We start from the raw sequence: 26,828 nt of genomic DNA on the forward strand, positions 1-26,828 counted from the left end.
TAGTGTTTCGGTGGTTATTGCGTGAGGGAAACGCCCGGTTACATTCCGAACCCGGAAGCTAAGCCTTTCAGCGCCGATGGTACTGCAGGGGGGACCCTGTGGGAGAGTAGGACACCGCCGGACAATCTTTGATCCGCAACCCCCGGGCCCCGCCCGGGGGTTGCGGCATTCTTATGTGGAAAACCAAGCGGTTAGTTTTCTTGCCGCAAGCCTCATGCACCCCGTTCCGTGCTCAGAGCCGTCCGGCGGCCTTGAGGGCGAGATAGGCGTCGGCGAGAGCGGGGGCGAGCGCATCGGGCGTGGCATCCACAACCGTGACACCGTGCCGTCGGAGCCGGTCCCCGATACGGAGGCGTTCGGACTTCGTCCGTGCACCCGCCGCGGCCTCGTACACCCCCTCCACCGAGCCACGGTGGCTCACCATCTCTTCGATACGAGGGTCGGCCACGGAGGCCAGCAGGACCGTATGGCGGTGAGTGAGCTGCGGGAGGACGGGGAGCAGGCCCTCTTCCACTGGGGCGGCGTCGAGGGTGGTCAGCAGCACGATCAAGGAGCGCCGTGGTGCAGTGCGCAGAGCCGTGGCAGCCAGGCCTCGTGCATCGGTCTCGACGAGCTCGGGTTCGAGCGGGGCGAGGGCGTTGACGAGTGCCGGAAGCAGGTCCCCCGCTGTGCGGCCCTGGACCGAGGCGCGGGGTCGGCGGTCGTAGGCGAGCAGATCCACTCGGTCTCCAGCGCGGGTCGCGAGTGCGGCCAGCAGCAGTGCGGCGTCCATCGCCGCGTCCAGTCGTGGGGCGTCGCCGACCCGGCCGGCTGAGGTGCGTCCGGTGTCGACGACGAGGAGGATGTGACGATCGCGCTCGGGGCGCCAGGTACGCACAGCGACGGTGGATTGCCGCGCGGTGGCGCGCCAGTCGATGGATCGGGTGTCGTCGCCGGGAACATAGTCGCGGAGGCTGTCGAACTCGGTTCCTTCGCCGCGCGTCAGGATGCTCGTACGGCCGTCGAGCTCACGGAGCCGCGCCAGTTTCGCCGGAAGGTGCTTGCGGCTCTTGAACGGTGGGAGAACGCGTACGGTCCAGGGGACCTCGTGGTGGCCCTGTCGTGCTGCGAGGCCCAGCGGGCCGTGGGAGCGCACGGTGACCCGATCGGATCGGCGGTCACCGCGCCGGGACGGTTGCAGCGTCGTGGTGAGGCGACGGCGCTCTCCGGGAGGGATGTCGACTCGGTGGCGCGAGGAGGTCTCCGAGCTGGTGCCGGACGGCCAGCTGCTGGGCGGCCAGGCATCGCGGATCTGAGCACGCAGGGGGCGGCGAGCGGGGTTCGCGATGGTGAGGTATACGTGCGCCTGTTCACCGAGTCGAACTGATGTGTCACCAGATCGAGTGAAATGGAGCTTGCTCACTGGCGCAGCGAGCATGAGATCGAACAGAATTGCCAGTGCAAGGGGGGCATTCACAGCGACAATGCCGGCCCAGTCGGGAAGCAGAAGGCCGGTGAGCAGAGCGCCGAGTGCGGCGATCAGGGCAGCGCGTCCGGTGATTGCCAATGACCTGTTCCCGTCGACTCAGCGGGGCACGGGGACGTTGGCGAGTACCGCAGTGATGACCGAATCGGGGGTGACACCCTCCATCTCGGCCTCCGGTCGCAACTGGATCCGGTGGCGAAGTGTGGGTAGGGCGAGGGCCTTCACATCGTCGGGGATGACGTAGTCGCGGCCGGTCAGCCAGGCCCAGGCGCGTGCGGTAGCGAGGAGGGCCGTGGCCCCGCGGGGGGAAACGCCCAACGACAACGAGGGGGATTGACGCGTGGCACGGCAGATATCGACGACATAGCCCGCGATGTCGGGGGACACGGAGGTCTTTGCGACGGCTGCGCGCGCGGCTGCGAGGTCGTTCGGGCTTGCCACGGGGCGGAGTCCTGCGGCTTGCAGATCGCGGGGGTTGAAGCCTTCCGCATGACGGCTGAGGACATCGATCTCGTCCTGGCGGGATGGCAGAGGCATGGTCAGCTTGAGTAGGAATCGGTCGAGTTGGGCTTCGGGGAGGGGGTAGGTGCCCTCGTACTCGACCGGGTTCTGGGTGGCCACGACGAGGAAGGGGTCGGGCAGCGGTCGTGGTGTGCCGTCGACCGAGACCTGACGTTCCTCCATCGCCTCGAGGAGCGAAGCCTGAGTTTTGGGCGGCGTCCTGTTGATCTCGTCGGCGAGCAGCAGATTGGTGAAGACCGGGCCGGGTTGGAACGAGAACTCGGACGTGCGCGCGTCGTAGATCAGGGAACCCGTGATGTCGCTCGGCATGAGATCGGGGGTGAACTGGACGCGCTTGGTGTCAAGTTCGAGCGAGGCGGCCAGGGCCCGGACGAGGAGTGTTTTGGCGACTCCCGGGACGCCCTCCAGGAGGACATGGCCGCGGCACAGTAGTGCGACGACCAGACCGGTCACGGCGGGGTCCTGGCCGACAACGGCCTTGGCGATTTCGGTTCTCAGCGCTTCGAGGGAGGTTCGGGCGCTGTCGGAGGTCGGGGCGCTCACGGGGTGCGGTCCCTTTCGATCGGGGGTGGTGCGGAGTCCGACGGTGGTACGGAGTCGAGAAGTGATGCGGTGTCGGAGGTGATGGCGCGCTCGAGTTCGTCGAGTTCATCGGCGAGCCGGATGAGGGCGGAGTCGTCGGCGGGCGCCGGGCCGAACAGCAGGAACGTGATGTCCGGTGCCGGATGGGCCAGATGGGCCGCGACCGCCGGGCAGAGGGCATGCGGACTGTGGACCTGGGCCGCGGGGATGCCGACGAGCGGGGCAAGGCGGGTCCGCATGGCGGTGCGAAGGGCCTCGGCACTCCGGTCGCGGGCGTTCGCCTGCTGGTAGAGGCGGGCACGACCTTCGGTCGCCTCCGCCGCGCGGACCGCTACCGGCAACCGTTCGGGGACCAGCGGGCCCAGCCTGCGGGCGCGCCACAGCGCTGCGAGTGCTGCGGCGATGGTGAGTTGCAGCAGTGCCCAGTTCCAGCCCGTGGGGATGAGGTCGAAGAAGCCGCGTTCGGCGCCGTCGGTGGCGGCGGTGTCCGCGAGGGAGGGGAGGTACCAGACCAGATGCGGGCGGGATCCGAGGAGTTGAAGGGCCAGCGACGCGTTGCCCTGCTTGGCGAGATGGTCGTTGAAGAGGATATGGGGCGAGCCCAGGAGAACGGTGTCACCGCCCTTCGGGCCGGGGATGCGAAGCAGTGTGGGCAGACCCGCGCTGCGGTAGCAGGCATCTACACCCGGGGCGGAGAACTCGTAGCGGACACCTCCGAGTTCGGCGGGACCGGCCCGTTCGGCCGAGGGCAGTGTGCAGTTGGGAGAGCGAACGGTCACTCCTGTGCGGGCACCGGTGCGTACGCCCGGGGCGAGTCCGGCGGAGGAGTCTTCGGCGGTGAGCAGCACCGTGCGGCCTCCGGAAGAGGCGAAGGCGCTGTGCAGCATGGACTGCTGGCGGCCAGTCAGTCGTTCGGGATCGGTGACCAGGACGGTCGTACGGTGGTCGGCGGCGTCCGCGGCGGCGGCCGTGGTGGTCACGACGTCGGTAGTGACACCGTGGTCCTTGAGGAGTTCGGCGACGGCCCGGCTGCCGGAGGGGGCCGCGGAGCGGGGATCGAGACGGCCGTGCCGCTCGCCGGAGCGTACGGCAGCGAGGACGACACCGGCGAGGACGAGAACCACGACGGCGAGCAGAAAACCGCGGGATCGTGTCCACAGTTGACGGACTGTAGGAGAAGTCGACGTGGTGTGCTCGGCCGTTCCGTTCATGTCACGCCCCCGGAGACGGCTGCATCGAGGCGCGGCTGGCTGCGCTGGACGTCCAGATCGAGATCCCGCAGCCGGAGGTACGCATCCTGGGAGGCGGGGCGGCCTCCATACGTGACGTCGTCGAAGTCCCGGGCCGCGGCGTGCAGTCGGGAGGCGTGGTCGGGAAGCGACCGGCCGGCCTCGGCGGCTGCTTCGTCGGAGGTGCGGCCCGGGCGCGGATCGAGCAGCGCACGCTCCTCCAGGGAGCGGACGATGGCCCGCATGCGCTCCTGGACAGCCTGGTCCCACCGGTGTTCGGCCGCGTGCCGTTCGGCGGCTGCGCGATGTTCGGCCGCGCTGCGGGGGCGCTCGTCGAAGAGCGTGGCGCCAATCGTAGAGGTGCGGTGGAGCGCGCCCAGGCGCAGGCGGAGGGCGACCAGAAGGAGAACGACCACGATGGCGATGACGACAAGGCCGAGCGTGCCACCGGGTGTTGCCCCGGCGGCGGCGCCGAGGAGGTCGTCGACCCGCTGCCAGAACCAGTCGAGGGCGCGCTGGAACAGACCGGGCTCGTGCTCCTGGTACACCCGCTTGGAGAGTTCGCGCTCCGCCGCCTCCCGAGCAGGCATGCGTGGGACCGTCACCGGTACGTCGTCGTCGGCGCGCGCCAGGAGTCGCGCCACCGCGCTCGTGCCCCCCGTGGCGATCACCGCATCAGCTCCCTGGGCTCGTGTCGTGGGGAGGTTGAAGGCCCTGTGGCTGCGTGCCGTATCCGGGGACACCGGCGGCTCGTGCCAGCTCCAGGTCGAGAGCCTCGCGACGGATGCGCTGGTCCATGTAGAGGAGCGCGGTGACCCCTGCACTGATCGGGAAAGTGACGGTCGAGCTGATCACTGCGCCGATGCCGACGACGATCAGAAAGGTCCAGCTGGTGGGGACGCTCTCACCGGCGAGCCAGTCCATCGCGCTCTCACCGCCCGTCGTCATGGCAATGATGCTGGTCGGGATCTCGATGACCGCCGACACGAAGAAGATCAGGATGACGGTGAGGAGCTGGATGCCGAAGATCCGCCACCAGGCGCGGCGTACGAGCCTCGCCGAGCGTCGCATGGAAGCAATGACGCCCTGCCTCTCGAGCATCAGTGCGGGCGCGGCCAGGCTGAAGCGGATCCAGAGCCAGACTGCGACGGGCACGGCGACGAGGACGCCGAGGGACGCGAGGGCGGCTCCTCCGTCGGAGTCACCGGTCGAGGACAGGACGAGGCCGGGCGTCATCGCGAGGGTGGCGACGACGGCGATGATCAGGGGCACCAGGAACAGGAGGCCGAACAGTCGCGGCAGCTGCTGCCGGGAGCTGCTCCAGGACTCGGCCATGGAGACCGGACGTCCGAGTACTGCCCGGCTGACGATCACGGTCAGCATGGCCGTGGCGACGATGGTGCCGAGCATGGTGATCAACCATGTCACGCCCAAGCTCGCGAAGGTGCCGGTGAGGGCGTCCGCGGTCTCGTCGAGCGTCGGGTTCGGGTTGTCCTCCAGGCCTTCGAGGCCGGCGGAGTCGCGGAACCACAGCCCGGTGACAAGGGTCGTCGCGGCCTGGGTGACGACGGCGACGGCGAGGGAGATTCCGAGCACGGTGCGCCAGTGGGCGCGCATGGTCGACACCGCGCCGTCCAGGATCTCTCCGACCCCGAGGGGCCGCAGCGGGATGATGCCGGGCTTGGCCGCCGCCGACGGCTGGGCCCATCCGGTGCCCCAGTTGCCGTGACCCCAGCCCTCTGGTCCGCTCGGGCCACCCCAGCCGGGTCCGCTCTCGGTCGGCGGCGCTGCCCCAGGCCCGGTGGGTGGGGCCCACTGGGCGGCGGGCGGCTGCTCCTTGGACCAGTTCACCGGCTGATCCGGCCCGGCCGGCCCTTGCCCCTGCTCCGGCCTTGTGTCCCCTCGCCCAGGCTCGTCGGAGGGGGAGGATCCGGGCGAAGCCCAACCCGGAGAGTCGTTCATCAGCGCTCCTTCACGGTGCCCGTCCGCGGTTTCGACTGGGCTCCGGTGGCGGGGAAACAACCCCTGGAAACCACAGTGACGGCCGGTTGGCTGCCATCGTGCCATGGCCCTCCGGCGTTCGTACCCGGCCCTCTACCCAGGCTGCACCTTCAAATACCTGTGCCCGGCGGGGCAGACTGGGCGAATGGCTGATCAGGACGCGGTACCTCAGGTGGCCGACGGACCCTCCGCTGTTCTTCCCGCACTGCGCTGGGACGAGCCGCCCGAGGGGCCCGTGCTGGTACTCCTCGACCAGACTCGGCTTCCTGCGGAAGAGATCGAGCTGGTCTGCACCGACGTACCGGCGCTGGTGCAGGCGATCCGTACGCTCGCGGTCCGCGGAGCGCCGCTGCTGGGCATCGCGGGAGCGTACGGTGTCGCGCTCGCCGCCGTACGCGGCTATGACGTGGACGAGGCGGCGGAGCTACTGGCGCATGCCCGTCCCACGGCGGTCAATCTCGGTTACGGGGTGCGGCGGGCCGTCGGCGCGTACCGCCGGGCTCTCGGCGAGGACGGCGACCATCGCCGCGCGGCCGGGGCCGCGCTCGCTGAGGCGCGGGGCCTGCACGAGGAGGAGGCCGAGGCGAGTGCGCGGATGGCGGAGCACGGCCTGGCGCTGTTGGGCGAGCTGCTGCCAGGCCGGGGTCATCGCATCCTGACGCACTGCAACACCGGCGCACTCGTGTCGGGCGGTGAAGGGACGGCGCTCGCGGTGGCGCGGGCGGCACACCGGGCCGGGAAGCTCAGACGGCTGTGGGTGGACGAGACCCGGCCGCTGCTGCAAGGGGCTCGCCTGACCGCTTACGAGGCCGCCCGCAGCGGCATGGCGTACACGCTGCTCTCGGACAATGCGGCAGGATCGCTGTTCGCGGCGGGCGAGGTGGACGCCGTACTGGTCGGCGCGGACCGCATCGCGGCGGACGGCTCGGTGGCCAACAAGGTGGGCAGCTATCCCCTCGCGGTACTGGCGCGGTACCACCATGTGCCATTCATCGTCGTCGCGCCCGTCACGACGGTGGACCTCGAGACTCCGGACGGGGCGTCGATCCATGTGGAGCAGCGGCCGGGGCGCGAGGTGACGGAGTTCCCGGCTCCGTATGCCCCGGCTGAGCTGCGGGTGCCCGGTGCCGAGCCCGGCGGGGGAATACCGGTCGCTCCGCTGGGGACGCAGGCCTACAACCCCGCTTTCGACGTCACACCACCGGACCTGGTGACTGCGATCGTCACCGAGCTGGGCGTGGTTTCCCCCGTGACGGGCGACGGGCTCGCCCAGCTGTGTGCCAGGTCACGCCAGGTAACGATTAGCTAATGGGATGATGTCGATTATGAAGGGACGCGTCCTGGTCGTCGACGACGACACCGCACTGGCAGAGATGCTTGGCATCGTGCTGCGCGGCGAAGGCTTTGAACCGTCGTTCGTGTCGGACGGCGACAAGGCTCTCGCTGCTTTCCGCGAGGTCAAGCCGGATCTGGTGCTGCTCGATCTGATGCTGCCCGGACGGGACGGCATCGAGGTGTGCCGGCTCATCCGGTCCGAGTCCGGAGTTCCGATCGTCATGCTGACCGCGAAGAGTGACACGGTCGATGTGGTGGTCGGGCTCGAATCGGGGGCGGACGACTACATCGTCAAGCCGTTTAAGCCGAAGGAGCTGGTCGCCCGGATCCGGGCGCGGCTGCGACGCTCCGAGGAGCCCGCGCCGGAGCAGCTCGCCATCGGAGATCTCGTGATCGACGTGGCGGGCCACTCGGTGAAGCGGGACGGGCAGTCGATCGCGCTGACTCCCCTGGAGTTCGACCTCCTGGTCGCGCTGGCCCGTAAGCCGTGGCAGGTCTTCACCCGCGAAGTGCTGCTGGAACAGGTGTGGGGCTACCGGCACGCAGCCGATACGCGCCTGGTGAACGTGCATGTGCAGCGGCTGCGCTCGAAGGTCGAGAAGGATCCCGAGCGGCCGGAGATCGTGGTGACCGTGCGTGGTGTCGGGTACAAGGCGGGGCCGGGCTGAGATGTCCGAGGACGGTGCCGCTCCGGAGGCCGGAGCTCTGGGGGCCGGGCCCCCGGAGGCCGTGCGCGAGGGGCGGCCCGTGAGTCCGGTCGGCAGGATTTCGCTGTTCGACCGCTTCTGGCAGGGCGGTCACCTGCTGCAGGACGGTGCGCCTGGCGGACCGGTGCACCCCGTGTTGCGGCTGCTCGTGCGCTGGGTTCGCAGGCCGCTGCTGCCCGCCGTACGGCTGTGGCGGCGCAACATCCAGCTGCGGGTCGTCGCGACCACGCTGCTGATGTCGCTGGGCGTCGTGCTGCTGCTCGGTGTCGTCGTCATAGGGCAGGTGCGCAACGGCCTGCAGGACGCCAAGCAGGGGGCGGCACAGAGCCAGGCCGCGGGCGGGTTCAACGTCGCCCGTGAGCAGGCCGACCGGGACGCGCGCGGCCAGAACGCCGGTCAGGTCGCGGGGCGCGGAGCGCAGAACTCCAGCGAGTGGCTGACCGATCTCGTGCAGCAGCTCGCAAGCGGAGGCCAGGGCGTGTACTCGGTGGTGGCGCTCAGCTCCGACACCGAGCAGCCGTTCGTGAACGACAGCAGGGGCACTCGCGCGCCCCGGGCGTCGGGCCTCGTGGAGCCCGAGCGGAGCGTTCCGCAGGAGCTGCGGGACGCCCTCGACGCCGAGCCCGGGACACATGAGCAGCACACGCGGATCTTCCGTGGCGCCAAGGACGACGGTGAGCCCGCGCTGGCCATCGGCAAGCAGCTGAACGACGTCAACGGCAATCCGTACCAGCTGTACTACCTCTTCCCCTTCACGCAGGAGGAGAAGTCGCTGAGCCTGGTCAAGGGGACGCTGGCGACCGCCGGGGTCTTCGTGGTGGTGCTGCTCGGCGCCATCGCCTGGCTCGTGGTACGCCAGGTCGTCACCCCGGTGCGGATGGCCGCGGGCATCTCCGAGCGTCTGGCGGCGGGCCGGCTGCAGGAGCGGATGAAGGTCACCGGTGAGGACGACATCGCGCGGCTCGGCGAGGCGTTCAACAAAATGGCGCAGAACCTCCAGGTGAAGATCCAGCAGCTGGAGGAGCTGTCGCGGATGCAGCGCCGCTTCGTCTCGGATGTGTCGCATGAGCTGCGGACCCCGCTGACGACCGTACGGATGGCGGCCGATGTGATCCACGAGGCGCGGGAAGACTTCGATCCGGCGACCGCCCGGTCCGCGGAGCTGCTGCGCGGCCAGCTCGACCGGTTCGAGTCGCTGCTGTCGGATCTGCTGGAGATCAGCCGGTTCGACGCGCACGCCGCCGCTCTGGAGGCCGCGCCGTTCGATCTGCGGGACATCGTCCACCGGGTGATCGAGGGTGCCGAGCCGCTCGCCGAGCGCAAGGGCAGCCGGATCCTGGTGCGCGGCAGGGATCAGCCGGTGATCGTCGAGGCGGACGCCCGGCGTATCGAGCGGGTGCTGCGCAACCTGGTGGTGAACGCCGTGGAGCACGGCGAGGGCCGCGACATCGTGGTGCGGCTCGCCGCGGCGGGGGGAGCGGTGGCGGTCGCGGTACGGGACTACGGCGTCGGTCTCAAGCCCGGGGAGGCGACCCGGGTGTTCAACCGCTTCTGGCGGGCGGACCCGGCACGCGCGCGTACCACCGGGGGCACCGGCCTTGGCCTGTCGATCGCGGTCGAGGACGCTCGGCTGCACGGCGGCTGGCTGCAGGCCTGGGGCGAGCCGGGCGGCGGTTCGCAGTTCCGGTTGACGCTGCCGCGTACCGAGGGTGAGGCCCTGCGCGGCTCGCCGATTCCGCTGGAGCCGGAGGACTCGCGCCGAAACCGGGGCCTGAACGACGCGGGGCTGCCGTACGGGGGTGCGGGACGGATCGCAGCGGTGCCGCCACAGCCGCGGCCGGTCAGGCACGGGGCGCCTCCTGCCGTCGGCGCGGCGGCCTCCGAAACCGCGATCTCCGAGACGGTGGCCTCCGACTCGGCTGCCACCGGGGCGGCCACCGTCTCAGCGGCCGCCGATCCGTCCGCCCCTGCCACCGGCCGGGAGCCGGGCGAGCGACAGGACGACCGGGAACCGGAACGGGAGGGCGGGCCGCGTGGGCTCTGACCGGCAGACCAACCGTCGATGGTGCCCGCTGCGGCCCTTCGCGCTGCTCGGCTGCGGAAGCCTGCTGGCGGTGGGCTGCGCCTCGATGCCGGACAGCGGGGAGGTGCACCGGGTCGACCCCTCGCAGCGCGCGGACGCCGACGCGCAGGTTCGGGTCTTCGGGGTGCCGCCGAGGCCCGGTGAGGGGCCGAACGACATCGTGCGCGGCTTCCTGGAGGCGACCACGAGCGACGAGGCGGACTACAAGACGGCCCGGCTGTACCTCACCGAGGAGGCGTCGAAGAGATGGGAGCCGTTCTCGCAGACGACGGTGCTGGAGGACGGGCCCATTCCGAGGACGGACGGGGCTCAGGGCGGCCAGATCGAGAGCGGTACCACGGCCGAGCTGAGCGGCAAGCGGATCGCCACCGTCGACCGGAAGCACGCCTACAAGCCTGCGGAGGGCACGTACAGCACACACATCCATCTGACGAAGGTGGACAACGAGTGGCGGATCGACGTCCCGCCACAGGGCCTTGTGCTCGGCAAGTCCGACTTCGAGCGGATCTACCGGTCGGTCAACAAGTACTACTTCGCGGAGCCCGGCGCGGGCGAGCAGGCCTCGGGAAGCCCGAGGGAGGTGCTGGTCGCCGATCCGGTCTATCTGCGCCGACGCATAGACCCGCTCACCTCGACGGTGAAGGCGCTGCTCAGAGGGCCGACGAACTGGCTGGACCAGGTGGTGGACACCAAGTTCCCGAGCGGTTCGCGGCTGGTGGACGAGACCTTGTCCCTGGACGACGCGAACGGGCTGCGGGTCCGGCTGGGCGGCCGGGCCTCACGCGTCGGCGCGCCGCAGTGCACCAGGATGGCTGCACAGCTGCTGTACACCGTGCAGGACCAGGCCTCGGCGAAGATCAGCAGAGTGGAGCTCGCCGACCAGGACGGCAATGAGCTGTGTGTGCTCAGGCCCGGGGAGGCTGCCGCCTACGCGCCTGCGGGGCTCAAGAAGCGGATCGAGCACCAGTACTTCATCGATGCGCAGCACCGCCTCGCGAGCCTGTCAGACGGCAGCGACGAGCCAAGCCGCGTGGAGGGGCCGTTCGGCGACGGTTCGGTGCAGCTGGGCGCGGTCGGGGTCGATCGCGCCGAGTACTTGGCGGCCGGGGTCTCACTGGACGGGCGGGAACTGTACGTGGCCCCGATGAGTTCGGGTGCCGAACGGGGCGGGCCCCGGCTGCGCTCCGGCGCGAAGAAGGAACAGGACGGTCTGACGGCGCCCAGCTGGGACGGGAACGGGAATCTGTGGATCGCCGACCGGGATCCGGACCGCCCGCGGCTGCTGCGGCTGGACTACGGCACGGACAAGCCGCAGGAGGTCGCGGTGCCCTCGCTCGGCGAGGGACGGATCGAGGGCCTGCGGGTTTCGTCCGACGGGATGCGGCTGGCGCTGCTGATCACCCGTGACGGCCGTACCTCCCTGGAGCTGGGGCGCGTGGAGCAGACGCGCGCGGACGGGGGGAAGCCGACCCTGTCGGTGAACGATCTGCTGTCGGTGGCGCCGCAGCTCGAGGATGTCCAGTCGGCGTCCTGGGCGGGCAGTAGCCGCTTGGTGGTCGTCGGCCGTGAGGCCGGCGGGGTCCAGCAGCTCCAGTACGTGCAGACGGACGGGTCCTCTTCGAACACCCCGACGCTGCCGGGGATCAACGGTGTGGAGGCGGTCTCGGCCTCGGAGGACGAGAGCAAGCCGCTGATCGCCGACTCGGCCGACGGCATTGTGCGGCTGCCTCTCGACGCCAACTGGAAACTGGTCACGGAGAAGGGCTCGGCACCGGTCTATCCGGGGTGACCGCCTGTCCGCGACCGGCCGTCTCCGACCGGCCGTCTCCGACCGGCCGTCTCCGACCGGCCGTCTCCGACCGGCCGTCTCCGACCGGCCGTCTCCGACCGGCCGTCTCCGACCGGCCGTCTCCGACCGGCCGTCTCCGACCAGCCGTCTCCGGAGCGGCCCGATGTGGCCGTGCGGAGGCGCCCGGGGTGCGGTTATCCACAGCACTGGTGAGGCCTGCCGCGAGCGGGCACGCTGGCACACATGCGTGGGTGGTGGCAGGACATCGCGGATCTGGTTCTCCCGGTCGACTGCGCGGGCTGCGGCCACCCGCGGACCACGCTGTGCGATCGGTGTCGTGTGGCGCTCGCCGGGAGGGCGCCGCGCCGGGTGGTGCCGACCCCGCCGCCCGACGGGCTGCCGCCGGTGTATGCAGCGGCGGCCTATGCGGACGAGGTACGGTCCGCGCTGCTGGCCCACAAAGAGCGCGGTGCGCTGGGGCTGGCCCGTCCCCTGGGCGAGGCGCTCGCGGGAGCGGTCCGCGCGGCGTCTCCCGGGACGGGCGCGCTGCTGCTCGTACCGGTCCCCTCGGCTCGGCGGGCGGTGGCGGCCCGGGGACATGACCCGACGCGCCGGATGGCCTTCGCCGCCGCTGCGGAGCTGCGGCGCGGGGGCAGGGTGGTACGGGTGCTGCCGGTGCTTCGGCAGCACCGCGTCATGGCCGACCAGTCCGGTCTGAGCGCCCGCCAGCGGCTGGACAACGTCGCGGGTGGCCTGTCGGTGGCGAAGGGCGCCGGAGCGCTGCTGGTCGTCGACTCGGTGGTGCTGGTGGACGATCTCATGACGACGGGAGCGTCACTGCTGGAAGCTGCACGTGCAGTGACGGCGGCGGGCGGTCGCGTCGCCGGTGCCGCCGTGGTGGCCGCATCCGTGACGCCATTTTGAACGGAGAGGTGAACGGAAGCGGTGTGCGGAGGGGAACTGACGCCGAGCGCGCGACGTTGCCGGTGTAGGGAGAAGGAGAAGGTCCGGAACGGTACGGGCCGGTAGGGGGTGCCGACACCCGTCTGGTCGAGCTATGTTCGGTTGTGAGGAATGGCGGACGCTATTCCGTTAAATGTCGGACAAGCGTGCTTCGGGGCTTTCCCGATCCTGAAGTCGATGGGGTGGCGATCTTTCCGGCTGGGGAGGAGGAGGTGGAAGTCGCGGCGCCGCGGTTCCGGACTATCCCCGGTTTCGTGGCGGTGCAGCAGACGCAGTGCCGGACGGGCCTCGCCCGCAGACCAGGCGACCCGACGGCCTCAGGGCAAAAGGGATCTGCTCCGCGCCGTCGCGGAGCGATCCGGGAACGGAGTTCTGCGTGGACATCGTCGTCAAGGGCCGCAAGACCGAGGTGCCCGAGCGCTTCCGCAAGCACGTGGCCGAGAAGCTGAAGCTGGACAAGATCCAGAAAATCGACGGCAAGGTGATCCGCCTCGATGTCGAGGTGTCCAAGGAACACAACCCCCGGCAGGCCGACCGCAGTGACCGAGTGGAGATCACCCTCCGCTCCCGCGGGCCGGTGATCCGCGCGGAGGCGGCGGCCGCAGACCCGTACGCCGCACTCGACGCAGCAACCAGCAGGCTGGAAGCGCAGCTGCGCAAGCAGGCTGACAAGCGTCGTGTGCATCGCGGCGGCAGTCGCACGCCGACGAGCGTCGCAGCCGCCACCGCACCGCTCGCCTTCCACCTCAACGGCGAGCCACCCTCCGAGGACGTCGAGGAGACCGTGCCCACGACGAGGATGGGCTCCCTCGAAGTCCAGGGCGAAGGCCCGCTGGTGGTCCGCGAGAAGACCCATGCCGCGGCCCCGATGACCCTCGACCAGGCCCTCTACGAGATGGAGCTGGTCGGCCACGACTTCTATCTGTTCGTCGACTCCGAGACCAAGCAGCCGAGTGTGGTCTATCGCCGTCACGGCTATGACTACGGCGTGATTCATCTGGAGTCGGACCCGTTCGTCGCAGAAGCCCCACGGGGCGCAGGCGGAGCGCTCGGCTGACACAGACCCGGACGACGACAGGAAACCCGCAGGTCAGTAAGGTACGCGATAGGGGTGTGCCGATACGGCGGCACACCGGGCAACGCATGTCGGTGCCCCCGGGAGCGTCTGTGCGCCCCCCGGGGGCACCACCGTGCGACCACGGGAGCAACGCTCCACCGGCCAGGCATGAAATCATGGCCGCGCAAGCCAACCCACGCTCTTTCGAGACCGGTTGGCCTGGCACCCGATCATGGGCCATGGCCTTCAGGGGGAGGAACGATGGCGGACAGCTTCGAGCCCGGGACCAGCGGGAACGACGAGGCGGTCGCAGACCAGGCGGTCGCGGACGACGCGACCCCAGACGACACAGCCTCGGACGAGGCGGTCGCTTACGCCGGTACGGACGCGAGTGCTCCGCGCGAGGAACCGATCCGGGTTCTCGTGGTGGACGACCACGCCCTCTTCCGCCGTGGGTTGGAGATCGTCCTTGCACAGGAGGAGGACATCCAGGTCGTCGGTGAGGCGGCGGACGGCGCGGAGGCGGTGGACAAAGCCGCCGATCTGCTGCCCGACATCGTGCTGATGGACGTACGGATGCCCAAACGCGGCGGGATCGAGGCCTGCACGTCCATCAAGGAGGTGGCCCCCAGCGCCAAGATCATCATGCTGACGATCAGCGACGAGGAGGCCGACCTCTACGACGCGATCAAGGCCGGGGCCACCGGCTATCTCCTCAAGGAGATCTCCACGGACGAGGTGTCCACCGCGATCCGCGCGGTGGCCGACGGACAGTCCCAGATCAGCCCCTCGATGGCCGCCAAGCTCCTCACCGAGTTCAAGTCGATGATCCAGCGCACCGACGAGCGGCGTCTGGTGCCTGCACCGCGGCTCACCGACCGTGAGCTCGAGGTCCTCAAACTGGTCGCCACGGGTATGAACAACCGGGACATCGCCAAGGAGCTCTTCATCAGTGAGAACACGGTGAAGAACCACGTCCGCAACATCCTGGAGAAGCTGCAGCTGCACTCCCGGATGGAGGCCGTGGTCTACGCGATGCGCGAGAAGATCCTCGAGATCCGCTAGCCCGACCGGTCGGCGCGCGATGCGGCCCACGGGCCCCGCGACGGGTTCGCGCCCGTCCGGGCACGGCCGGCCCGCCGCGGATCAGGGCTCCCGCCGGGCGCCGTCGGCTGACAGGTCGATCACGGACAGTGGCGGTGTCGTCATCGTCGGCACCCAGGACTCGGCCACCGACCGCGCGTCCCCGATGCCGTAGCGGTGCCCGCGCACCCCGAATTTCACGCCACGACGGCCGCACCGGGCACCTTCGGCGCGCTTCGGACGTTGTTCTATCGGGTGATACCGGCTCTCGATACCGACGGACCTCCCGAGGCGGCGGGGTCCTGACTTACGATGGCCGTTGCGGCGGGGCTTAACCTCGCTGCGCCCGCGCACCCTCCCGCCTCGGCGGGGGGACCCCAGTGCCAGGCCCGACCGGCAAGGAGACCAACCTACGTGTCCGTCTTCAACAAGCTCATGCGTGCAGGCGAAGGCAAGATCCTGCGCAAGCTGCACCGCATCGCGGGCCAGGTCAACTCCATCGAAGAGGACTTCGTCAACCTCTCCGACGCCGAGCTCCGGGAGCTCACCGACGAGTACAAGGAGCGGTACGCCGACGGTGAGAGCCTGGACGACCTGCTCCCCGAGGCCTTCGCCACCGTCCGAGAGGCCGCCAAGCGCGTACTCGGCCAGCGCCACTACGACGTCCAGCTGATGGGCGGCGCGGCGCTGCACCTCGGATACGTCGCCGAGATGCGCACCGGTGAGGGCAAGACCCTCGTCGGCACGCTGCCCGCCTACCTCAACGCGCTGTCCGGCAAGGGCGTCCACCTGGTCACGGTGAACGACTACCTCGCCGAGCGCGACTCCGAGTGGATGGGCCGGGTGCACAAGTTCCTCGGCATCTCGGTCGGCTGCATCCTCGCCAACATGACTCCCGCGCAGCGCCGCGAGCAGTACGCCTGCGACATCACGTACGGCACCAACAACGAGTTCGGCTTCGACTACCTCCGTGACAACATGGCGTGGTCGAACGACGAACTCGTCCAGCGCGGTCACAACTTCGCGATCGTCGACGAGGTCGACTCCATCCTCGTCGACGAGGCCCGTACCCCGCTGATCATCTCCGGCCCGGCCGACCAGGCCACCAAGTGGTACGGCGACTTCGCCAAATTGGTCACCCGCCTGAGCAAGGGGGAAGCCGCCAATCCGCAGAAGGGCCTGGACGAGACGGGCGACTACGAGGTCGACGAGAAGAAGCGCACCGTCGCCATCCACGAGGCGGGCGTCAGCAAAGTCGAGGACTGGCTGGGCATCGACAATCTCTACGAGTCGGTGAACACCCCGCTCGTCGGCTACCTCAACAACGCCATCAAGGCCAAGGAGCTCTTCAAGCGGGACAAGGACTACGTCGTCATGGACGGCGAGGTCATGATCGTCGACGAGCACACCGGCCGTATCCTCGCCGGCCGCCGCTACAACGAGGGCATGCACCAGGCCATCGAGGCGAAGGAAGCCGTGGAGATCAAGGACGAGAACCAGACGCTCGCCACGATCACCCTGCAGAACTTCTTCCGCCTCTACGACAAGCTCTGCGGCATGACCGGTACGGCCATGACCGAGGCCGCCGAGTTCCACCAGATCTACAAGCTCGGTGTGGTCCCGATTCCGACGAACCGCCCGATGGCCCGTCTCGACCAGTCCGACCTGATCTACCGCACCGAACCCGCGAAGTTCGACGCGGTCGTCGAGGACATCGTCGAGAAGCACCGCAAGGGCCAGCCGGTCCTCGTCGGCACCACCTCCGTCGAAAAGTCCGAGTACCTCTCGCAGCAGCTCACCAAGCGCGGCGTCCCGCACGAGGTGCTCAACGCCAAGCAACACGACCGTGAGGCGCAGATCGTCGCGCAGGCGGGCCGCAAGGGATCCGTCACGGTCGCCACGAACATGGCCGGCCGCGGTACGGACATCCAGCTCGGCGGCAACCCCGAGCACATCGCCGAGGCGGAGCTGCGCTCGCGCGGCCTCGACCCGGTCGAGCACCTGGAGGAGTGGGCCGCGGCGCTGCCCGCGGCGCTGGAGAAGGCCGAGGCCGCGGTCAAGACGGAGCACGACGAGGTCAAGGAGCTCGGCGGGCTCTACGTCCTGGGCACCGAGCGCCACGAGTCGCGCCGGATCGACAACCAGCTGCGCGGCCGCTCCGGCCGTCAGGGCGACCCCGGTGAGTCCCGGTTCTATCTCTCCCTGGGCGACGACCTGATGCGTCTGTTCAAGGCCCAGATGGTCGAGCGCGTCATGGCGATGGCCAACGTCCCGGACGACGTGCCGATCGAGAACAAGATGGTGACCCGCGCCATCGCCTCCGCTCAATCGCAGGTCGAGCAGCAGAACTTCGAGACCCGCAAGAACGTCCTGAAGTACGACGAGGTCCTCAACCGGCAGCGCGAGGTCATCTACGGCGAGCGCCGCCGCGTCCTGGAGGGTGAGGACCTGCACGAGCAGATCCGGCATTTCATGGACGACACCATCGACGCGTACGTCCAGGCGGAGACCGTCGAGGGCTTCGCCGAGGAGTGGGACCTCGACCGGCTGTGGGGCGCCTTCAAGCAGCTCTACCCGTGCAAGGTCACCGTCGAGGAGCTGGAGGACGCGGCCGGCGACCGGGCCGGGATCACCGCCGAGTTCATCGCGGAGTCCGCCAAGGACGACGTCCACGAGCAGTACGATGAGCGGGAGAAGCAGCTCGGCTCAGAGATCATGCGTGAGCTGGAGCGGCGCGTCGTCCTGTCGGTCCTGGACCGCAAGTGGCGCGAGCACCTCTACGAGATGGACTACCTCCAGGAGGGCATCGGCCTGCGTGCGATGGCCCAGAAGGACCCCCTGGTGGAGTACCAGCGCGAGGGCTTCGACATGTTCACGGCCATGATGGAGGGCATCAAGGAGGAGTCCGTCGGCTATCTGTTCAACCTGGAGGTTCAGGTTGAGCAGCAGGTCGAGGAGGTTCCGGTCACGGAGGCCGCCGAGAAGCCCACCCTCGAGAAGGTTCCGCAGGACGCCGCGACCACCGCGGCAGGGGCAGCGGCAGGGGCGGGGGCCGGGGTCGTCCCGGCAGCCGCGGGCCGCCCCGAGATTCGCGCCAAGGGCCTGGAGGCCCCGCAGCGCCCCGACCGGCTCCACTTCACCGCCCCGAAGGTGGACGGCGATGGTGCCATCATCGAGGGCGACTTCGCGACGGATGGCGGACCCACTCGTTCCGAGTCGGACGGCATGACCCGGGCAGAGCGCCGGAAGGCTCAGAAGTCCGGCGGTCGGCGGCGGAAGAAGTAACCCGACCCACGGTGACGGGCCGCGCCCCTTCCTCGGGGGTGCGGCCCGTACTGCTGTGGGCTGGGCGGTCCCGTTGGACCCGCCCTAGGTGATCCCGCCCAGCTCCACCGCAGAGCAGCGCCAGCGCTCGTCGCGGCACTGCTCCAGCCGGAAGGCCAGGGCCTGGACGCGATCGCCGGAGACGATCCGGGCGAAGGCCTCGATGACACGCGGGTCGGGCCGGTACTCGTCGCATCGGCCGACGACCGGTGCGGCGGGGGCGGGGCCGCCGGCCCGGGCGGTCGGGCGCAGGGGTGCCAGCGGGGCGAGCCGCACCAGCTGGTCGTACGCGGCGCCGAGGGTGTGTCCCAGCATCCAGTGGACGGGCTTCTGGCCGCTCAAAGTGAGCAGCAGCCGGTTCGCGAACCAGTAACGGGGCTGGCGCTCCAGCTCACGTCTGCGCAGCGAGGCAGCGGTGGCGCCGCCCGGGCCGCCGCCGGGCCTGCGCGTGTCCCGTCGCTGCGGAGGCACGATGCCGGCCGCAGTGGCGCCGCGGCCGGGCCCCGCGCGGCCCGCGAGGCGTCGATCGGTGGTGCGGCCTGAGGCCCGGCCGGGAGTTCGGCTCCGGGTGTGGTCCATGGTCATTGCCCCGTGATGTCGTGATGTCGTCTCGAGCGCGAGTACCAGTGGGTAACTTCGCTGCCCAGACTTCTAGTCGGGCCGTCGCAGGCCCGCAACGACGGCGAACGGGGCCTCGGAGCACCGTAAGGGATCACCTATCCGGGTGACAGGGTGGGCTGCGCCGGTCGGAGCCCCGTCTGGCGGACGGCTGTGGGAACCGGGCTGCCCGCGGTCGACGGGCAGCCCCTGGTGGCCGCGTACGGACCGGTCGAGGCGGGATCCCGGAGTGGTCGGGCTCAGTCCCGCGCGCCTGAGTGTGCCGCCGGAGCGCGGTCGGCCCACGCGCGTGTCTGCCGCGTCAGCACGGACGTCTGCCGCGTCAGCACGGATGGGGTGCTCGGACCTCGAAGGGGGACGCACGCCCGTATGCTGGCCGCTGTCCGGCCGGTCCCTGGCCGGCGTCGGCCGAGCGTTCACCACCCTCCCGTCCGACCTACCGTCGGTGTCTTCACGAAAGCGGCAGACATGCGCGTCTACGTCCCCACGACCCTCCCCGGTCTCGCAGCGGCGTACAAGGCGGGCGAGCTCGGGCCCGGCCCGCTGGACGCTTTCGCCGTCACCCCCGCGCTGCGCGAGTGGTATCTCTCCGACGACATCGAGGAGCTGGAGTACGCCGCCCTCAGCCGGGCCGCCCAAGCTTCGCTGCGCCTCATCGCCGGCGATCCCGGGGCACCCCGTCGCCGCGTCGTCGTGGCCTTGGAGGTGGCGGACCGCGAGGCAGTCGCCGATCCGGACCGTGGGCTGGACGTCTCGGGCCTCGGCGCGGTGCGGATCGCCCGGCCGGTGCCCTTCGCCAAGGCCGCCGCCGTGCACGTCGACTCCAGTGAGGCGGAGGCGGACGTTGCGGCCGCCGCGGCGGCGCTGGGCGCGGCGGACCTTGGGGACGACGATGCCCAGTTCACAGTGGACGGCGCGGACGACCACGAGCTGCTCTGGTACGCCACCCAGGAGATCCCGCAGCTTTTCGACTGACCGTTTCCGCTGACCGGTTCGACTGACCGGCCGGTCGGCCGGAGGCTCCGACGAGCCGATGGGAGGGGCGAGCCGCCCGACCGCCGGATCCGCCACGGGGCGCTGTCCGAGGCCCCGGGTACGGTCTTCTTATGGGGAAGTACGCGGCGCACATCGTCTGGGACTGGAACGGCACCCTCTTCCACGACATCGACGCGGTGATCGAGGCGACGAACGCCTCGTTCGCCGAGATCGGCCTGCCGCCGATCACGCTCGCGCGCTACCGCGACCTCTACTGCGTGCCGGTGCCCCGTTTCTACGAACGCCTGATGGGACGGCTGCCCACGGACGAGGAGTGGGAGGTCATGGACGAGGCCTTCCACCGCCACTACTGGGCACGGGCCGAGAGCGCAGGCCTCACCGAAGGCGCCAAGGAGCTGCTCTCCCAGCGCGTGGCCGCCGGGCTGACCCAGTCCCTGTGCTCCCTCGCCCCGCACGAGTTCCTGATACCGATCGTGCGCACGCACGGCATCGAGCAGCACTTCGTCCGCGTGGACGGCCGGATCGGACCCTCGCACACGGGCAAGGCCGAGCACTTGGTACGCCATCTCGCCGCGCTCGACGGCGTCGTCCGGGAGCGCCGCATCGTCGTCATAGGCGACGCGGTCGACGACGCCCTCGCCGCGGCCCACGTCGGGGCCCGAGCGGTGCTCTACACCGGGGGCTCGCACAGCCGCGCCAGCCTGGAGACGGCGGGCGTGCCGGTCGTCGACAGCCTCGTGGAGGCCGTGGAGGCCGCCGAGGAGTTGTTCGGCTAGCGCGTATGGCATGGCATGGGCACGCTCGCCACATGCACCCGCCCGCGCGGCGCCGGGAGCCCGGGAGTCCGGGAGTCCGGGAGTCCGGGAGTCCGGGCAGGCCCGCCGCCCGCCCATGCACCCGCTCGCGCGGGCCGGCGCCGTCAGGCCACCGGCGCCTTGGACCGCAGTACGGTCAGGAACTCGCGCATCCAGGCCGAGTGGTCGGGCCAGGCCCGGGAGGAGACCAGCATGCCGTCGACCACCGCTTCCGCGTCCCGGAAGGAGGCGCCCGCCGCCTGCATGTCCAGCTCCAGGGCCGGATAGGCGGTGACCCGCCTGCCGCTCAGGCATCCGATGGCCGCCGTCAGCAGCGGCCCGTGGCAGATCTGCGCGACGGGTTTGTCGGCGTCGAAGAAGGCCTTGAGCACCTTCCGCAGCTCGGGGTCGTTGCGCAGATACTCCGGCGCGCGTCCGCCCGGGATCACCAGGGCCACGTACTCCCCCGGATCGACCTCGGAGAAGGCCAGGTCGGCGGGCCAGGTGTAGCCCGGCTTCTCGGTGTAGGTGTCGAAGCCGTCCTCGAAGTCGTGCACCACGAACTGCAGCTTCTTCCGGCTCGGAGCAGCGAGGTGCACCTCGTACCCCTCCTCGCGGAGTCGCTGATAGGGGTAGAGCACCTCGAGGGACTCGGCCGCGTCCCCGGTCACGATCAGGATTTTGGCCGCCATGGCCGCCACCTCCACGCTGTCCGATTCGCACCCCTCATGCCCAACCTGCCCCCCGGACCGCTGTTTGCCAAGAGGCCCCCACGTCGCTGTCCAGAACGTCAAACTTCTGCCCCCAGTTTTGTACACAAACGGCTCATGACGTCTCCCCCGGGAGGGGCGATAGCCTTGACCCGTGATCAGCGCGATACGCCCTTCTCCGCTCGTAGCGGGGAGGAGGCGCCGACGCCGGGGCAGCGAAGCCCCGGTCCAGCACCAGGTGAGCCATCGAGCCCCCGGTGCCGTTGATCCCCTGTACCGGGACCGCTCGACGGGATATGGCCGATACCGGCCCGGTCGTCTCTCACCCAGGCATACCGCCGATCCACGACCGGAGACGCCCCCTGACAACTCCCCCAGGCGCCGCCTGGGAGGGACTCCCGGGGGAACCCCCACGTGTCTCGGCGCATGCTGCGAATGCCGATTTCATCGCCTACGTCACGCAACGGCGCGCGACAGGAGCCAGAGGACATGCAGACCAAGCTGGACGAAGCCAAGGCCGAGCTGCTCGCACGAGCGGCCGGGGTAGCTGAGAGCAGCCCTGCCGGGGGGCAACATCCGGTTCAGGGGCTCGCCCCGGAGACCCTCTCCGCGTATCTCCAGCGCTACTACCTGCACGTGGCCGCCGAGGACATCACGGACCGTGACCCGGTCGACGTCCTTGGCGCCGCTCTCTCCCACTACCGCCTCGCCGAGACCCGCCCGCAGGGCACGGCCAACGTCCGGGTGCACACCCCGACCGTCGAGGAGAACGGCTGGACCTGCAGCCACTCCGTCGTCGAGGTCGTCACCGACGACATGCCCTTCCTCGTGGACTCGGTCACCAACGAGCTCTCCCGCCAGGGCCGCGGCATCCATGTCGTGATCCACCCGCAGTTCGTGGTCCGCCGCGACGTCACAGGCCAGCTGATTGAGGTTCTCGGCGACGCCAGGACCGTTGCCGAGGAGACCGGCGGCGCCCTGCCGCACGACGCCCTGATCGAGTCCTGGATCCATGTCGAGATGGACCGGGAGACCGACCGCGCCGACCTCAAGCTGATCACCGCCGATCTGCTCCGCGTGCTGTCCGACGTCCGTGAGGCCGTCGAGGACTGGGCCAAGATGCGCGACGCCGCGCTGCGTATCGCCGACGGGCTGGCCGACGAGCCGCGCCCCGAGGACCTGCCGCAGGAGGAGATCGAGGAGGCCCGTGAGCTGCTGCGCTGGCTCGCCGAGGACCACTTCACCTTCCTCGGCTACCGCGAGTATCAGCTGACGACCGAGCCGACCGACGGCGAAGAGGAGGACGTGCTCACCGCCGTTCCCGGCACGGGTCTCGGGATACTGCGCTCGGACCCCACCCACAACACCCACAAGGAGGCGACCGGCCATCCCGTCTCGCCGTCCTTCAACCGGCTGCCCGCCGACGCCCGCGCGAAGGCCCGCGAGCACAAGCAGCTGGTGCTCACCAAGGCCAACAGCCGTGCCACCGTGCACCGCCCCTCCTACCTCGACTACATCGGGGTCAAGAAGTTCGACGAGCAGGGCAACGTCGTCGGCGAGCGCCGCTTCCTCGGCCTGTTCTCCTCCGCGGCCTACACGGAATCCGTCCGCCGCGTCCCGGTCATCCGCCGCAAGGTCGGGGAGGTGCTGACGACCACCGGGTTCACGCCGGACAGCCACGACGGCCGCGACCTGCTGCAGATCCTCGAGACCTACCCGCGCGACGAGCTGTTCCAGACGCCGGCCGACAAGCTCCGCGAGATCGTCACCAGCGTCCTCTACCTGCAGGAGCGCCGCCGGCTGCGGCTGTACCTGCGCCAGGAGGAGTACGGCCGCTACTACTCCGCGCTCGTGTACCTGCCGCGCGACCGGTTCAACACCACCGTCCGGCAGCGACTGACCACCATCCTCATGGAGGAACTGGACGGCACCAGCGCCGACTTCACCCTCATGAGCACCGAATCAGTGCTCACCCGGCTGCACTTCGTCGTGCGCGTCCAGCCCGGCACGGAGCTGACGGACCTCACCGACTCCGACGTCGAGCGGATCGAGGCCCGGCTCGCCGAGGCGGCCCGCTCCTGGGAGGACGGCTTCGCCGAGGCGCTGAACGCCGAGGTCGGTGAGGAGCGCGCCGCCGAGCTCATGCGCCGTTACGCCAGCGCCTTCGAGGAGGGCTACAAGGCGGACTACTCGCCGCGGGCCGCCGTCTCCGATCTCCAGCATCTCGAGCAGCTCACCGCGCCGGGCGGCGAGCGCGACTTCGAACTCAGCCTGTACGAGCCGGTGGGTGCGGCCCCCGGTGAGCGCCGCTTCAAGATCTACCGCTCCGGTGAGCAGGTCTCGCTGTCGGCCGTCCTCCCGGTCCTCACCCGGCTCGGTGTCGAGGTCGTCGACGAGCGGCCGTACGAGCTGCGCTGCACCGACCGCACCAGTGCGTGGATCTACGACTTCGGGCTGCGGGTGCCGGCCCCGACGAAGAACGGCGGCGAGTACCTCGCCGACGACGCCCGCGAGCGTTTCCAGGACGCCTTCGCCGCCGTCTGGACGGGCGAGGCCGAGAACGACAACTTCAACACGCTGGTGCTGAGCGCCGGGCTGACCTGGCGGCAGGCGATGGTGCTGCGCGCCTACGCCAAGTACCTGCGCCAGGCAAGCTCTCCCTTCAGCCAGGACTACATGGAGGACACCCTCCGCAACAACGTCCACACCACCCGGCTGCTGGTGCACCTGTTCGAGGCCCGGATGTCCCCGGCACGCCAGATGGCGGGTCTGGAGCTGACCGACGCCCTGCTGGAGGAGCTGGACGCGGCGCTGGACCAGGTCGCCAGCCTGGACGAGGACCGCATCCTGCGCTCCTTCCTGACCGTCATCAAGGCGACCCTGCGCACGAACTACTTCCAAAGCGCCGAGGCCGGGTCGGGCCAGCTCGGCGCCAAGGGTGCCAAGCCGCACGGCTACCTCTCGCTCAAGCTGGACCCGCAGGCCATCCCGGACCTGCCCGCTCCCCGCCCGGCCTACGAGATCTGGGTGTACTCGCCCCGGGTCGAGGGCGTCCACCTGCGCTTCGGCAAGGTCGCGCGCGGTGGTCTGCGCTGGTCCGACCGCCGCGAGGACTTCCGTACCGAGATCCTCGGCCTGGTCAAGGCGCAGATGGTGAAGAACACGGTGATCGTGCCGGTCGGCGCGAAGGGCGGCTTCGTCGGCAAGCGGCTGCCGGACCCGTCCGTGGACCGCGAGGCCTGGCTGGCCGAGGGCATCGCCTGCTACAAGACCTTCATCTCCGGCCTGCTGGACATCACCGACAACCTGGTCGGCGGCGGGGTGGTGCACCCTAAGGACGTCGTCCGCCACGACGGCGACGACACCTACCTCGTCGTCGCCGCAGACAAGGGCACCGCGACCTTCTCCGACATCGCCAACGAGGTCGCCACGGCGTACGGCTTCTGGCTCGGCGACGCATTCGCCTCCGGCGGTTCGGCGGGCTACGACCACAAGGGCATGGGCATCACCGCCCGGGGTACGTGGGAGTCGGTCAAGCGGCACTTCCGGGAGCTGGGTCACGACACCCAGACCCAGGACTTCACGGTCGTCGGCGTCGGCGACATGTCCGGTGACGTGTTCGGCAACGGCATGCTGCTCTCCGAGCACATCCGGCTGGTCGCGGCCTTCGACCACCGGCACATCTTCATCGATCCGGATCCCGACGCGGCCACCTCGTACGCCGAGCGGCGCCGCCTGTTCGAACTGCCGCGCAGCTCCTGGGCCGACTACAACACGGAGCTGATCTCGCAGGGCGGCGGAGTCCACCCGCGTACGGCCAAGGCCATCCCGATCAATGCGCAGATCCGCTCGGTGCTCGGCATCGAGGGGCGGGTCACCAAGATGACCCCGGCCGAGCTGATGAAGGCGATCCTGAAGGCCCCGGTCGACCTGCTGTGGAACGGCGGCATCGGCACGTACGTCAAGTCCTCGGTCGAGACGCACGCCGACGTCGGCGACAAGGCCAACGACGCGATCCGGGTGGACGGCCAGGACCTGCGGGTCAAGGTCGTCGGCGAGGGCGGCAACTTGGGCCTGACCCAGCTCGGCCGGATCGAGTTCGCCACCCGCGGCGGCAAGGTCAACACCGACGCCATCGACAACAGCGCCGGTGTGGACACCTCCGACCACGAGGTCAACATCAAGATCCTGCTCAACAAGCTCATCGAGGACGGCGACCTCACGGTGAAGCAGCGCAACCAGCTGCTCGCGGAGATGACCGACGAGGTCGGCGCACTGGTGCTGCGCAACAACTACGCGCAGAACGTCGCCCTGGCCAATGCCGCGGCGCAGGCGCCGAGCCTGCTCCACGCCCACCTGCGGTTCATCCGGCGGCTGGAGCGCGAGGGTCGCCTCGACCGCGAGCTCGAGTTCCTGCCGAGCGACCGTCAGATCCGCGAGCGAATGGGCGCCGGCCGGGGCCTCACCCAGCCGGAACTCGCCGTCCTGCTCGCCTATCTGAAGATCACGGTCGCGGAGGAGCTGATCACCACCGGGCTGCCGGACGACCCGTACCTGGAACGCCTGCTGCACGCGTACTTCCCCAAGGCGCTGAACGAGCGGTTCATCGAGCACATCGACAACCACGCGCTGCGCCGGGAGATCGTGACGACGGTTCTCGTCAACGACACCATCAACAGCGCCGGTACGACCTTCCTGCACCGAATGCGGGAGGAGACCGGTGCCTCCACCGAAGAGGTGGTGCGCGGCCAGACCGCGGCCCGCGCGATCTTCAAGCTCGGCCAGGTCTGGGACGATGTCGAGGCCCTGGACAACCTGGTCCCCGCGGCGGTGCAGACCCGTATCCGGTTGCACTCGCGGCGGCTGGTCGAGCGCGCCACGCGCTGGCTGCTGGGCAACCGGCCGCAGCCGCTGGAGCTGGCGGAGAGCGTGGAGTTCTTCAGCGAGCGCGTCGACGCCGTCTGGTCCGAACTGCCCAAACTGCTCAAGGGCTCGGACCTGGAGTGGTACCAGAACATCCGGGACGAGCTGACCGAGGCCGGGGTGCCCGACGAACTGGCGCAGCGCGTGTCCGGATTCTCGTCCGCCTTCCCGTCGCTCGACATCGTCGCGATCGCCGACCGCACGGGCAGGGCTCCGCTGGAGGTCGCTGAGGTCTACTACGACCTGGCCGACCGGCTGCGGATCAGCCAGCTGATGGACCGGATCATCGAGCTGCCGCGCGCCGACCGGTGGCAGTCGATGGCCCGTGCCGCGATCCGCGAGGACCTGTTCGCCGCGCACGCGGCGCTCACCGCCGACATCCTGGCGTCGGCGGACGGCGGCCCGACGCCGGAAGAGCGGTTCAAGTCCTGGGAGCAGAAGAACGCGGCGATCCTGGGCCGGGCGCGTACGACCCTGGAGGAGATCCAGGGCTCGGAGTCCTTCGACCTGGCGAACCTGTCGGTCGCGATGCGCACGATGCGGCAGCTGCTCCGCACGAACCAGTAGTCGGCGGGGCGCAGGGCGCATGCAAAGGGGCGCCCGGACGATATCCGGGCGCCCCTTGCTGTGCGCGGCGCGACGCGCTG

Annotated in this window: 19 protein-coding genes and 1 rRNA gene; 12 read left to right on the forward strand and 8 right to left on the reverse strand. The window is 69.9% G+C overall.

Going from position 1 to position 26,828, the window contains the following annotated elements; translation table 11 throughout:
• Positions 1 to 6 precede the first annotated feature (6 nt).
• Positions 7 to 123 (forward strand): 5S ribosomal RNA (rrf, locus tag ACTWQI_RS19745).
• 109 nt (positions 124 to 232) lie between these two features.
• Here the strand turns inward: rrf and ACTWQI_RS19750 are convergent.
• From ACTWQI_RS19750 to ACTWQI_RS19770, 5 genes are read right to left on the reverse strand one after another with little or no spacing between them, the layout of a single operon-like run.
• On the reverse strand, positions 233 to 1,546 hold the full coding sequence (locus ACTWQI_RS19750) for a DUF58 domain-containing protein (protein ID WP_443272208.1): 1,314 nt from the start codon (positions 1,544 to 1,546) through the stop codon (positions 233 to 235).
• Between the two features lie 18 nt (positions 1,547 to 1,564).
• A complete protein-coding gene (locus tag ACTWQI_RS19755) occupies positions 1,565 to 2,530 on the reverse strand; it encodes an AAA family ATPase (RefSeq protein WP_443272210.1) in 966 nt (321 codons plus the stop codon).
• Complete coding sequence (locus ACTWQI_RS19760) at positions 2,527 to 3,780, reverse strand: DUF4350 domain-containing protein (protein WP_443272211.1); 1,254 nt, start codon at positions 3,778 to 3,780, stop codon at positions 2,527 to 2,529. Before ACTWQI_RS19760 ends, ACTWQI_RS19755 begins: the two co-directional genes overlap by 4 nt.
• The gene (locus tag ACTWQI_RS19765; protein ID WP_443272441.1) at positions 3,777 to 4,466 is read right to left on the reverse strand and encodes a DUF4129 domain-containing protein; all 690 of its coding nucleotides are present in this window, start codon (positions 4,464 to 4,466) and stop codon (positions 3,777 to 3,779) included. Before ACTWQI_RS19765 ends, ACTWQI_RS19760 begins: the two co-directional genes overlap by 4 nt.
• Before the next feature lie 7 nt (positions 4,467 to 4,473).
• Positions 4,474 to 5,649 carry a DUF7544 domain-containing protein gene (locus tag ACTWQI_RS19770; protein ID WP_443272213.1) on the reverse strand — a complete coding sequence of 392 codons (1,176 nt, stop codon included), beginning with the start codon at positions 5,647 to 5,649 and terminating at the stop codon, positions 4,474 to 4,476.
• A 295-nt stretch (positions 5,650 to 5,944) separates the two neighbouring features.
• Between ACTWQI_RS19770 and mtnA the strand changes: the two genes are divergently transcribed.
• From mtnA to ACTWQI_RS19805, 7 genes are all read left to right on the forward strand, one after another.
• A complete protein-coding gene (gene mtnA / locus ACTWQI_RS19775) occupies positions 5,945 to 7,108 on the forward strand; it encodes an S-methyl-5-thioribose-1-phosphate isomerase (RefSeq protein WP_443272215.1) in 1,164 nt (387 codons plus the stop codon).
• A 4-nt stretch (positions 7,109 to 7,112) separates the two neighbouring features.
• Positions 7,113 to 7,802 carry a two-component system response regulator MtrA gene (gene mtrA / locus ACTWQI_RS19780; RefSeq protein WP_443272217.1) on the forward strand — a complete coding sequence of 230 codons (690 nt, stop codon included), beginning with the start codon at positions 7,113 to 7,115 and terminating at the stop codon, positions 7,800 to 7,802.
• A gap of 1 nt (position 7,803) precedes the next feature.
• A complete protein-coding gene (mtrB, locus tag ACTWQI_RS19785; RefSeq protein ID WP_443272218.1) occupies positions 7,804 to 9,885 on the forward strand; it encodes an MtrAB system histidine kinase MtrB in 2,082 nt (693 codons plus the stop codon).
• Positions 9,875 to 11,713: an LpqB family beta-propeller domain-containing protein gene (locus tag ACTWQI_RS19790; protein WP_443272219.1), complete on the forward strand. Its 1,839-nt coding sequence runs from the start codon at positions 9,875 to 9,877 to the stop codon at positions 11,711 to 11,713. The genes mtrB and ACTWQI_RS19790 overlap by 11 nt, the downstream gene beginning before the upstream one ends.
• Positions 11,714 to 11,956: 243 nt before the next feature.
• The gene (locus tag ACTWQI_RS19795; protein ID WP_443272221.1) at positions 11,957 to 12,637 is read left to right on the forward strand and encodes a ComF family protein; all 681 of its coding nucleotides are present in this window, start codon (positions 11,957 to 11,959) and stop codon (positions 12,635 to 12,637) included.
• Between the two features lie 415 nt (positions 12,638 to 13,052).
• Entirely contained in the window at positions 13,053 to 13,733 is a 681-nt protein-coding gene (gene hpf / locus ACTWQI_RS19800; RefSeq protein WP_443272223.1) for a ribosome hibernation-promoting factor, HPF/YfiA family, read from the forward strand.
• A 261-nt stretch (positions 13,734 to 13,994) separates the two neighbouring features.
• A complete protein-coding gene (locus tag ACTWQI_RS19805; protein WP_443272224.1) occupies positions 13,995 to 14,798 on the forward strand; it encodes a response regulator in 804 nt (267 codons plus the stop codon).
• 81 nt (positions 14,799 to 14,879) lie between these two features.
• On the opposite strand, the gene ACTWQI_RS19810 is transcribed toward ACTWQI_RS19805, so the two are convergent.
• Positions 14,880 to 15,017: a hypothetical protein gene (locus ACTWQI_RS19810; RefSeq protein WP_443272226.1), complete on the reverse strand. Its 138-nt coding sequence runs from the start codon at positions 15,015 to 15,017 to the stop codon at positions 14,880 to 14,882.
• 213 nt (positions 15,018 to 15,230) lie between these two features.
• On the opposite strand from ACTWQI_RS19810, the gene secA reads away from it, so the two are divergent.
• Complete coding sequence (gene secA, locus ACTWQI_RS19815; RefSeq protein ID WP_443272227.1) at positions 15,231 to 18,101, forward strand: preprotein translocase subunit SecA; 2,871 nt, start codon at positions 15,231 to 15,233, stop codon at positions 18,099 to 18,101.
• A gap of 84 nt (positions 18,102 to 18,185) precedes the next feature.
• Here secA and ACTWQI_RS19820 read toward each other — a convergent pair whose 3' ends face one another.
• Positions 18,186 to 18,719 carry an Rv3235 family protein gene (locus ACTWQI_RS19820; RefSeq protein ID WP_443272229.1) on the reverse strand — a complete coding sequence of 178 codons (534 nt, stop codon included), beginning with the start codon at positions 18,717 to 18,719 and terminating at the stop codon, positions 18,186 to 18,188.
• A gap of 507 nt (positions 18,720 to 19,226) precedes the next feature.
• Between ACTWQI_RS19820 and ACTWQI_RS19825 the strand changes: the two genes are divergently transcribed.
• Together ACTWQI_RS19825 and ACTWQI_RS19830 are read left to right on the forward strand one after the other, a co-directional pair.
• Positions 19,227 to 19,733, forward strand: a complete 507-nt coding sequence (locus ACTWQI_RS19825) for a DUF6912 family protein (protein ID WP_443272231.1) — start codon at positions 19,227 to 19,229, stop codon at positions 19,731 to 19,733.
• Positions 19,734 to 19,864: 131 nt separating this feature from the next.
• Complete coding sequence (locus ACTWQI_RS19830; RefSeq protein ID WP_443272234.1) at positions 19,865 to 20,530, forward strand: HAD family hydrolase; 666 nt, start codon at positions 19,865 to 19,867, stop codon at positions 20,528 to 20,530.
• A gap of 143 nt (positions 20,531 to 20,673) precedes the next feature.
• Here the strand turns inward: ACTWQI_RS19830 and ACTWQI_RS19835 are convergent, their stop codons facing one another.
• Complete coding sequence (locus ACTWQI_RS19835) at positions 20,674 to 21,240, reverse strand: DJ-1/PfpI family protein (protein ID WP_443272235.1); 567 nt, start codon at positions 21,238 to 21,240, stop codon at positions 20,674 to 20,676.
• Positions 21,241 to 21,747: 507 nt separating this feature from the next.
• Between ACTWQI_RS19835 and ACTWQI_RS19840 the strand changes: the two genes are divergently transcribed.
• Positions 21,748 to 26,748: an NAD-glutamate dehydrogenase gene (locus ACTWQI_RS19840; protein WP_443272237.1), complete on the forward strand. Its 5,001-nt coding sequence runs from the start codon at positions 21,748 to 21,750 to the stop codon at positions 26,746 to 26,748.
• Positions 26,749 to 26,828: the final 80 nt, after the last annotated feature.

Origin of the sequence: Streptomyces sp. KR80 (assembly GCF_052245555.1) — a bacterium.
Taxonomy (GTDB): Bacteria; Actinomycetota; Actinomycetes; order Streptomycetales; family Streptomycetaceae; genus Streptomyces.

Excerpts from the sequence above, each read along its gene's own strand:
- ACTWQI_RS19825 (WP_443272231.1), top strand. The coding sequence starts at position 19,227 with ATGCGCGTCTACGTCCCCACGACCCTCCCCGGTCTCGCAGCGGCGTAC.
- ACTWQI_RS19830 (WP_443272234.1), top strand. The coding sequence starts at position 19,865 with ATGGGGAAGTACGCGGCGCACATCGTCTGGGACTGGAACGGCACCCTC.
- ACTWQI_RS19835 (WP_443272235.1), bottom strand. The coding sequence starts at position 21,240 with ATGGCGGCCAAAATCCTGATCGTGACCGGGGACGCGGCCGAGTCCCTC.
- ACTWQI_RS19840 (WP_443272237.1), top strand. The coding sequence starts at position 21,748 with ATGCAGACCAAGCTGGACGAAGCCAAGGCCGAGCTGCTCGCACGAGCG.
- mtrA (WP_443272217.1), top strand. The coding sequence starts at position 7,113 with ATGATGTCGATTATGAAGGGACGCGTCCTGGTCGTCGACGACGACACC.
- ACTWQI_RS19805 (WP_443272224.1), top strand. The coding sequence starts at position 13,995 with ATGGCGGACAGCTTCGAGCCCGGGACCAGCGGGAACGACGAGGCGGTC.
- mtnA (WP_443272215.1), top strand. The coding sequence starts at position 5,945 with ATGGCTGATCAGGACGCGGTACCTCAGGTGGCCGACGGACCCTCCGCT.
- mtrB (WP_443272218.1), top strand. The coding sequence starts at position 7,804 with ATGTCCGAGGACGGTGCCGCTCCGGAGGCCGGAGCTCTGGGGGCCGGG.
- ACTWQI_RS19760 (WP_443272211.1), bottom strand. The coding sequence starts at position 3,780 with ATGAACGGAACGGCCGAGCACACCACGTCGACTTCTCCTACAGTCCGT.
- ACTWQI_RS19820 (WP_443272229.1), bottom strand. The coding sequence starts at position 18,719 with ATGGACCACACCCGGAGCCGAACTCCCGGCCGGGCCTCAGGCCGCACC.
- ACTWQI_RS19795 (WP_443272221.1), top strand. The coding sequence starts at position 11,957 with ATGCGTGGGTGGTGGCAGGACATCGCGGATCTGGTTCTCCCGGTCGAC.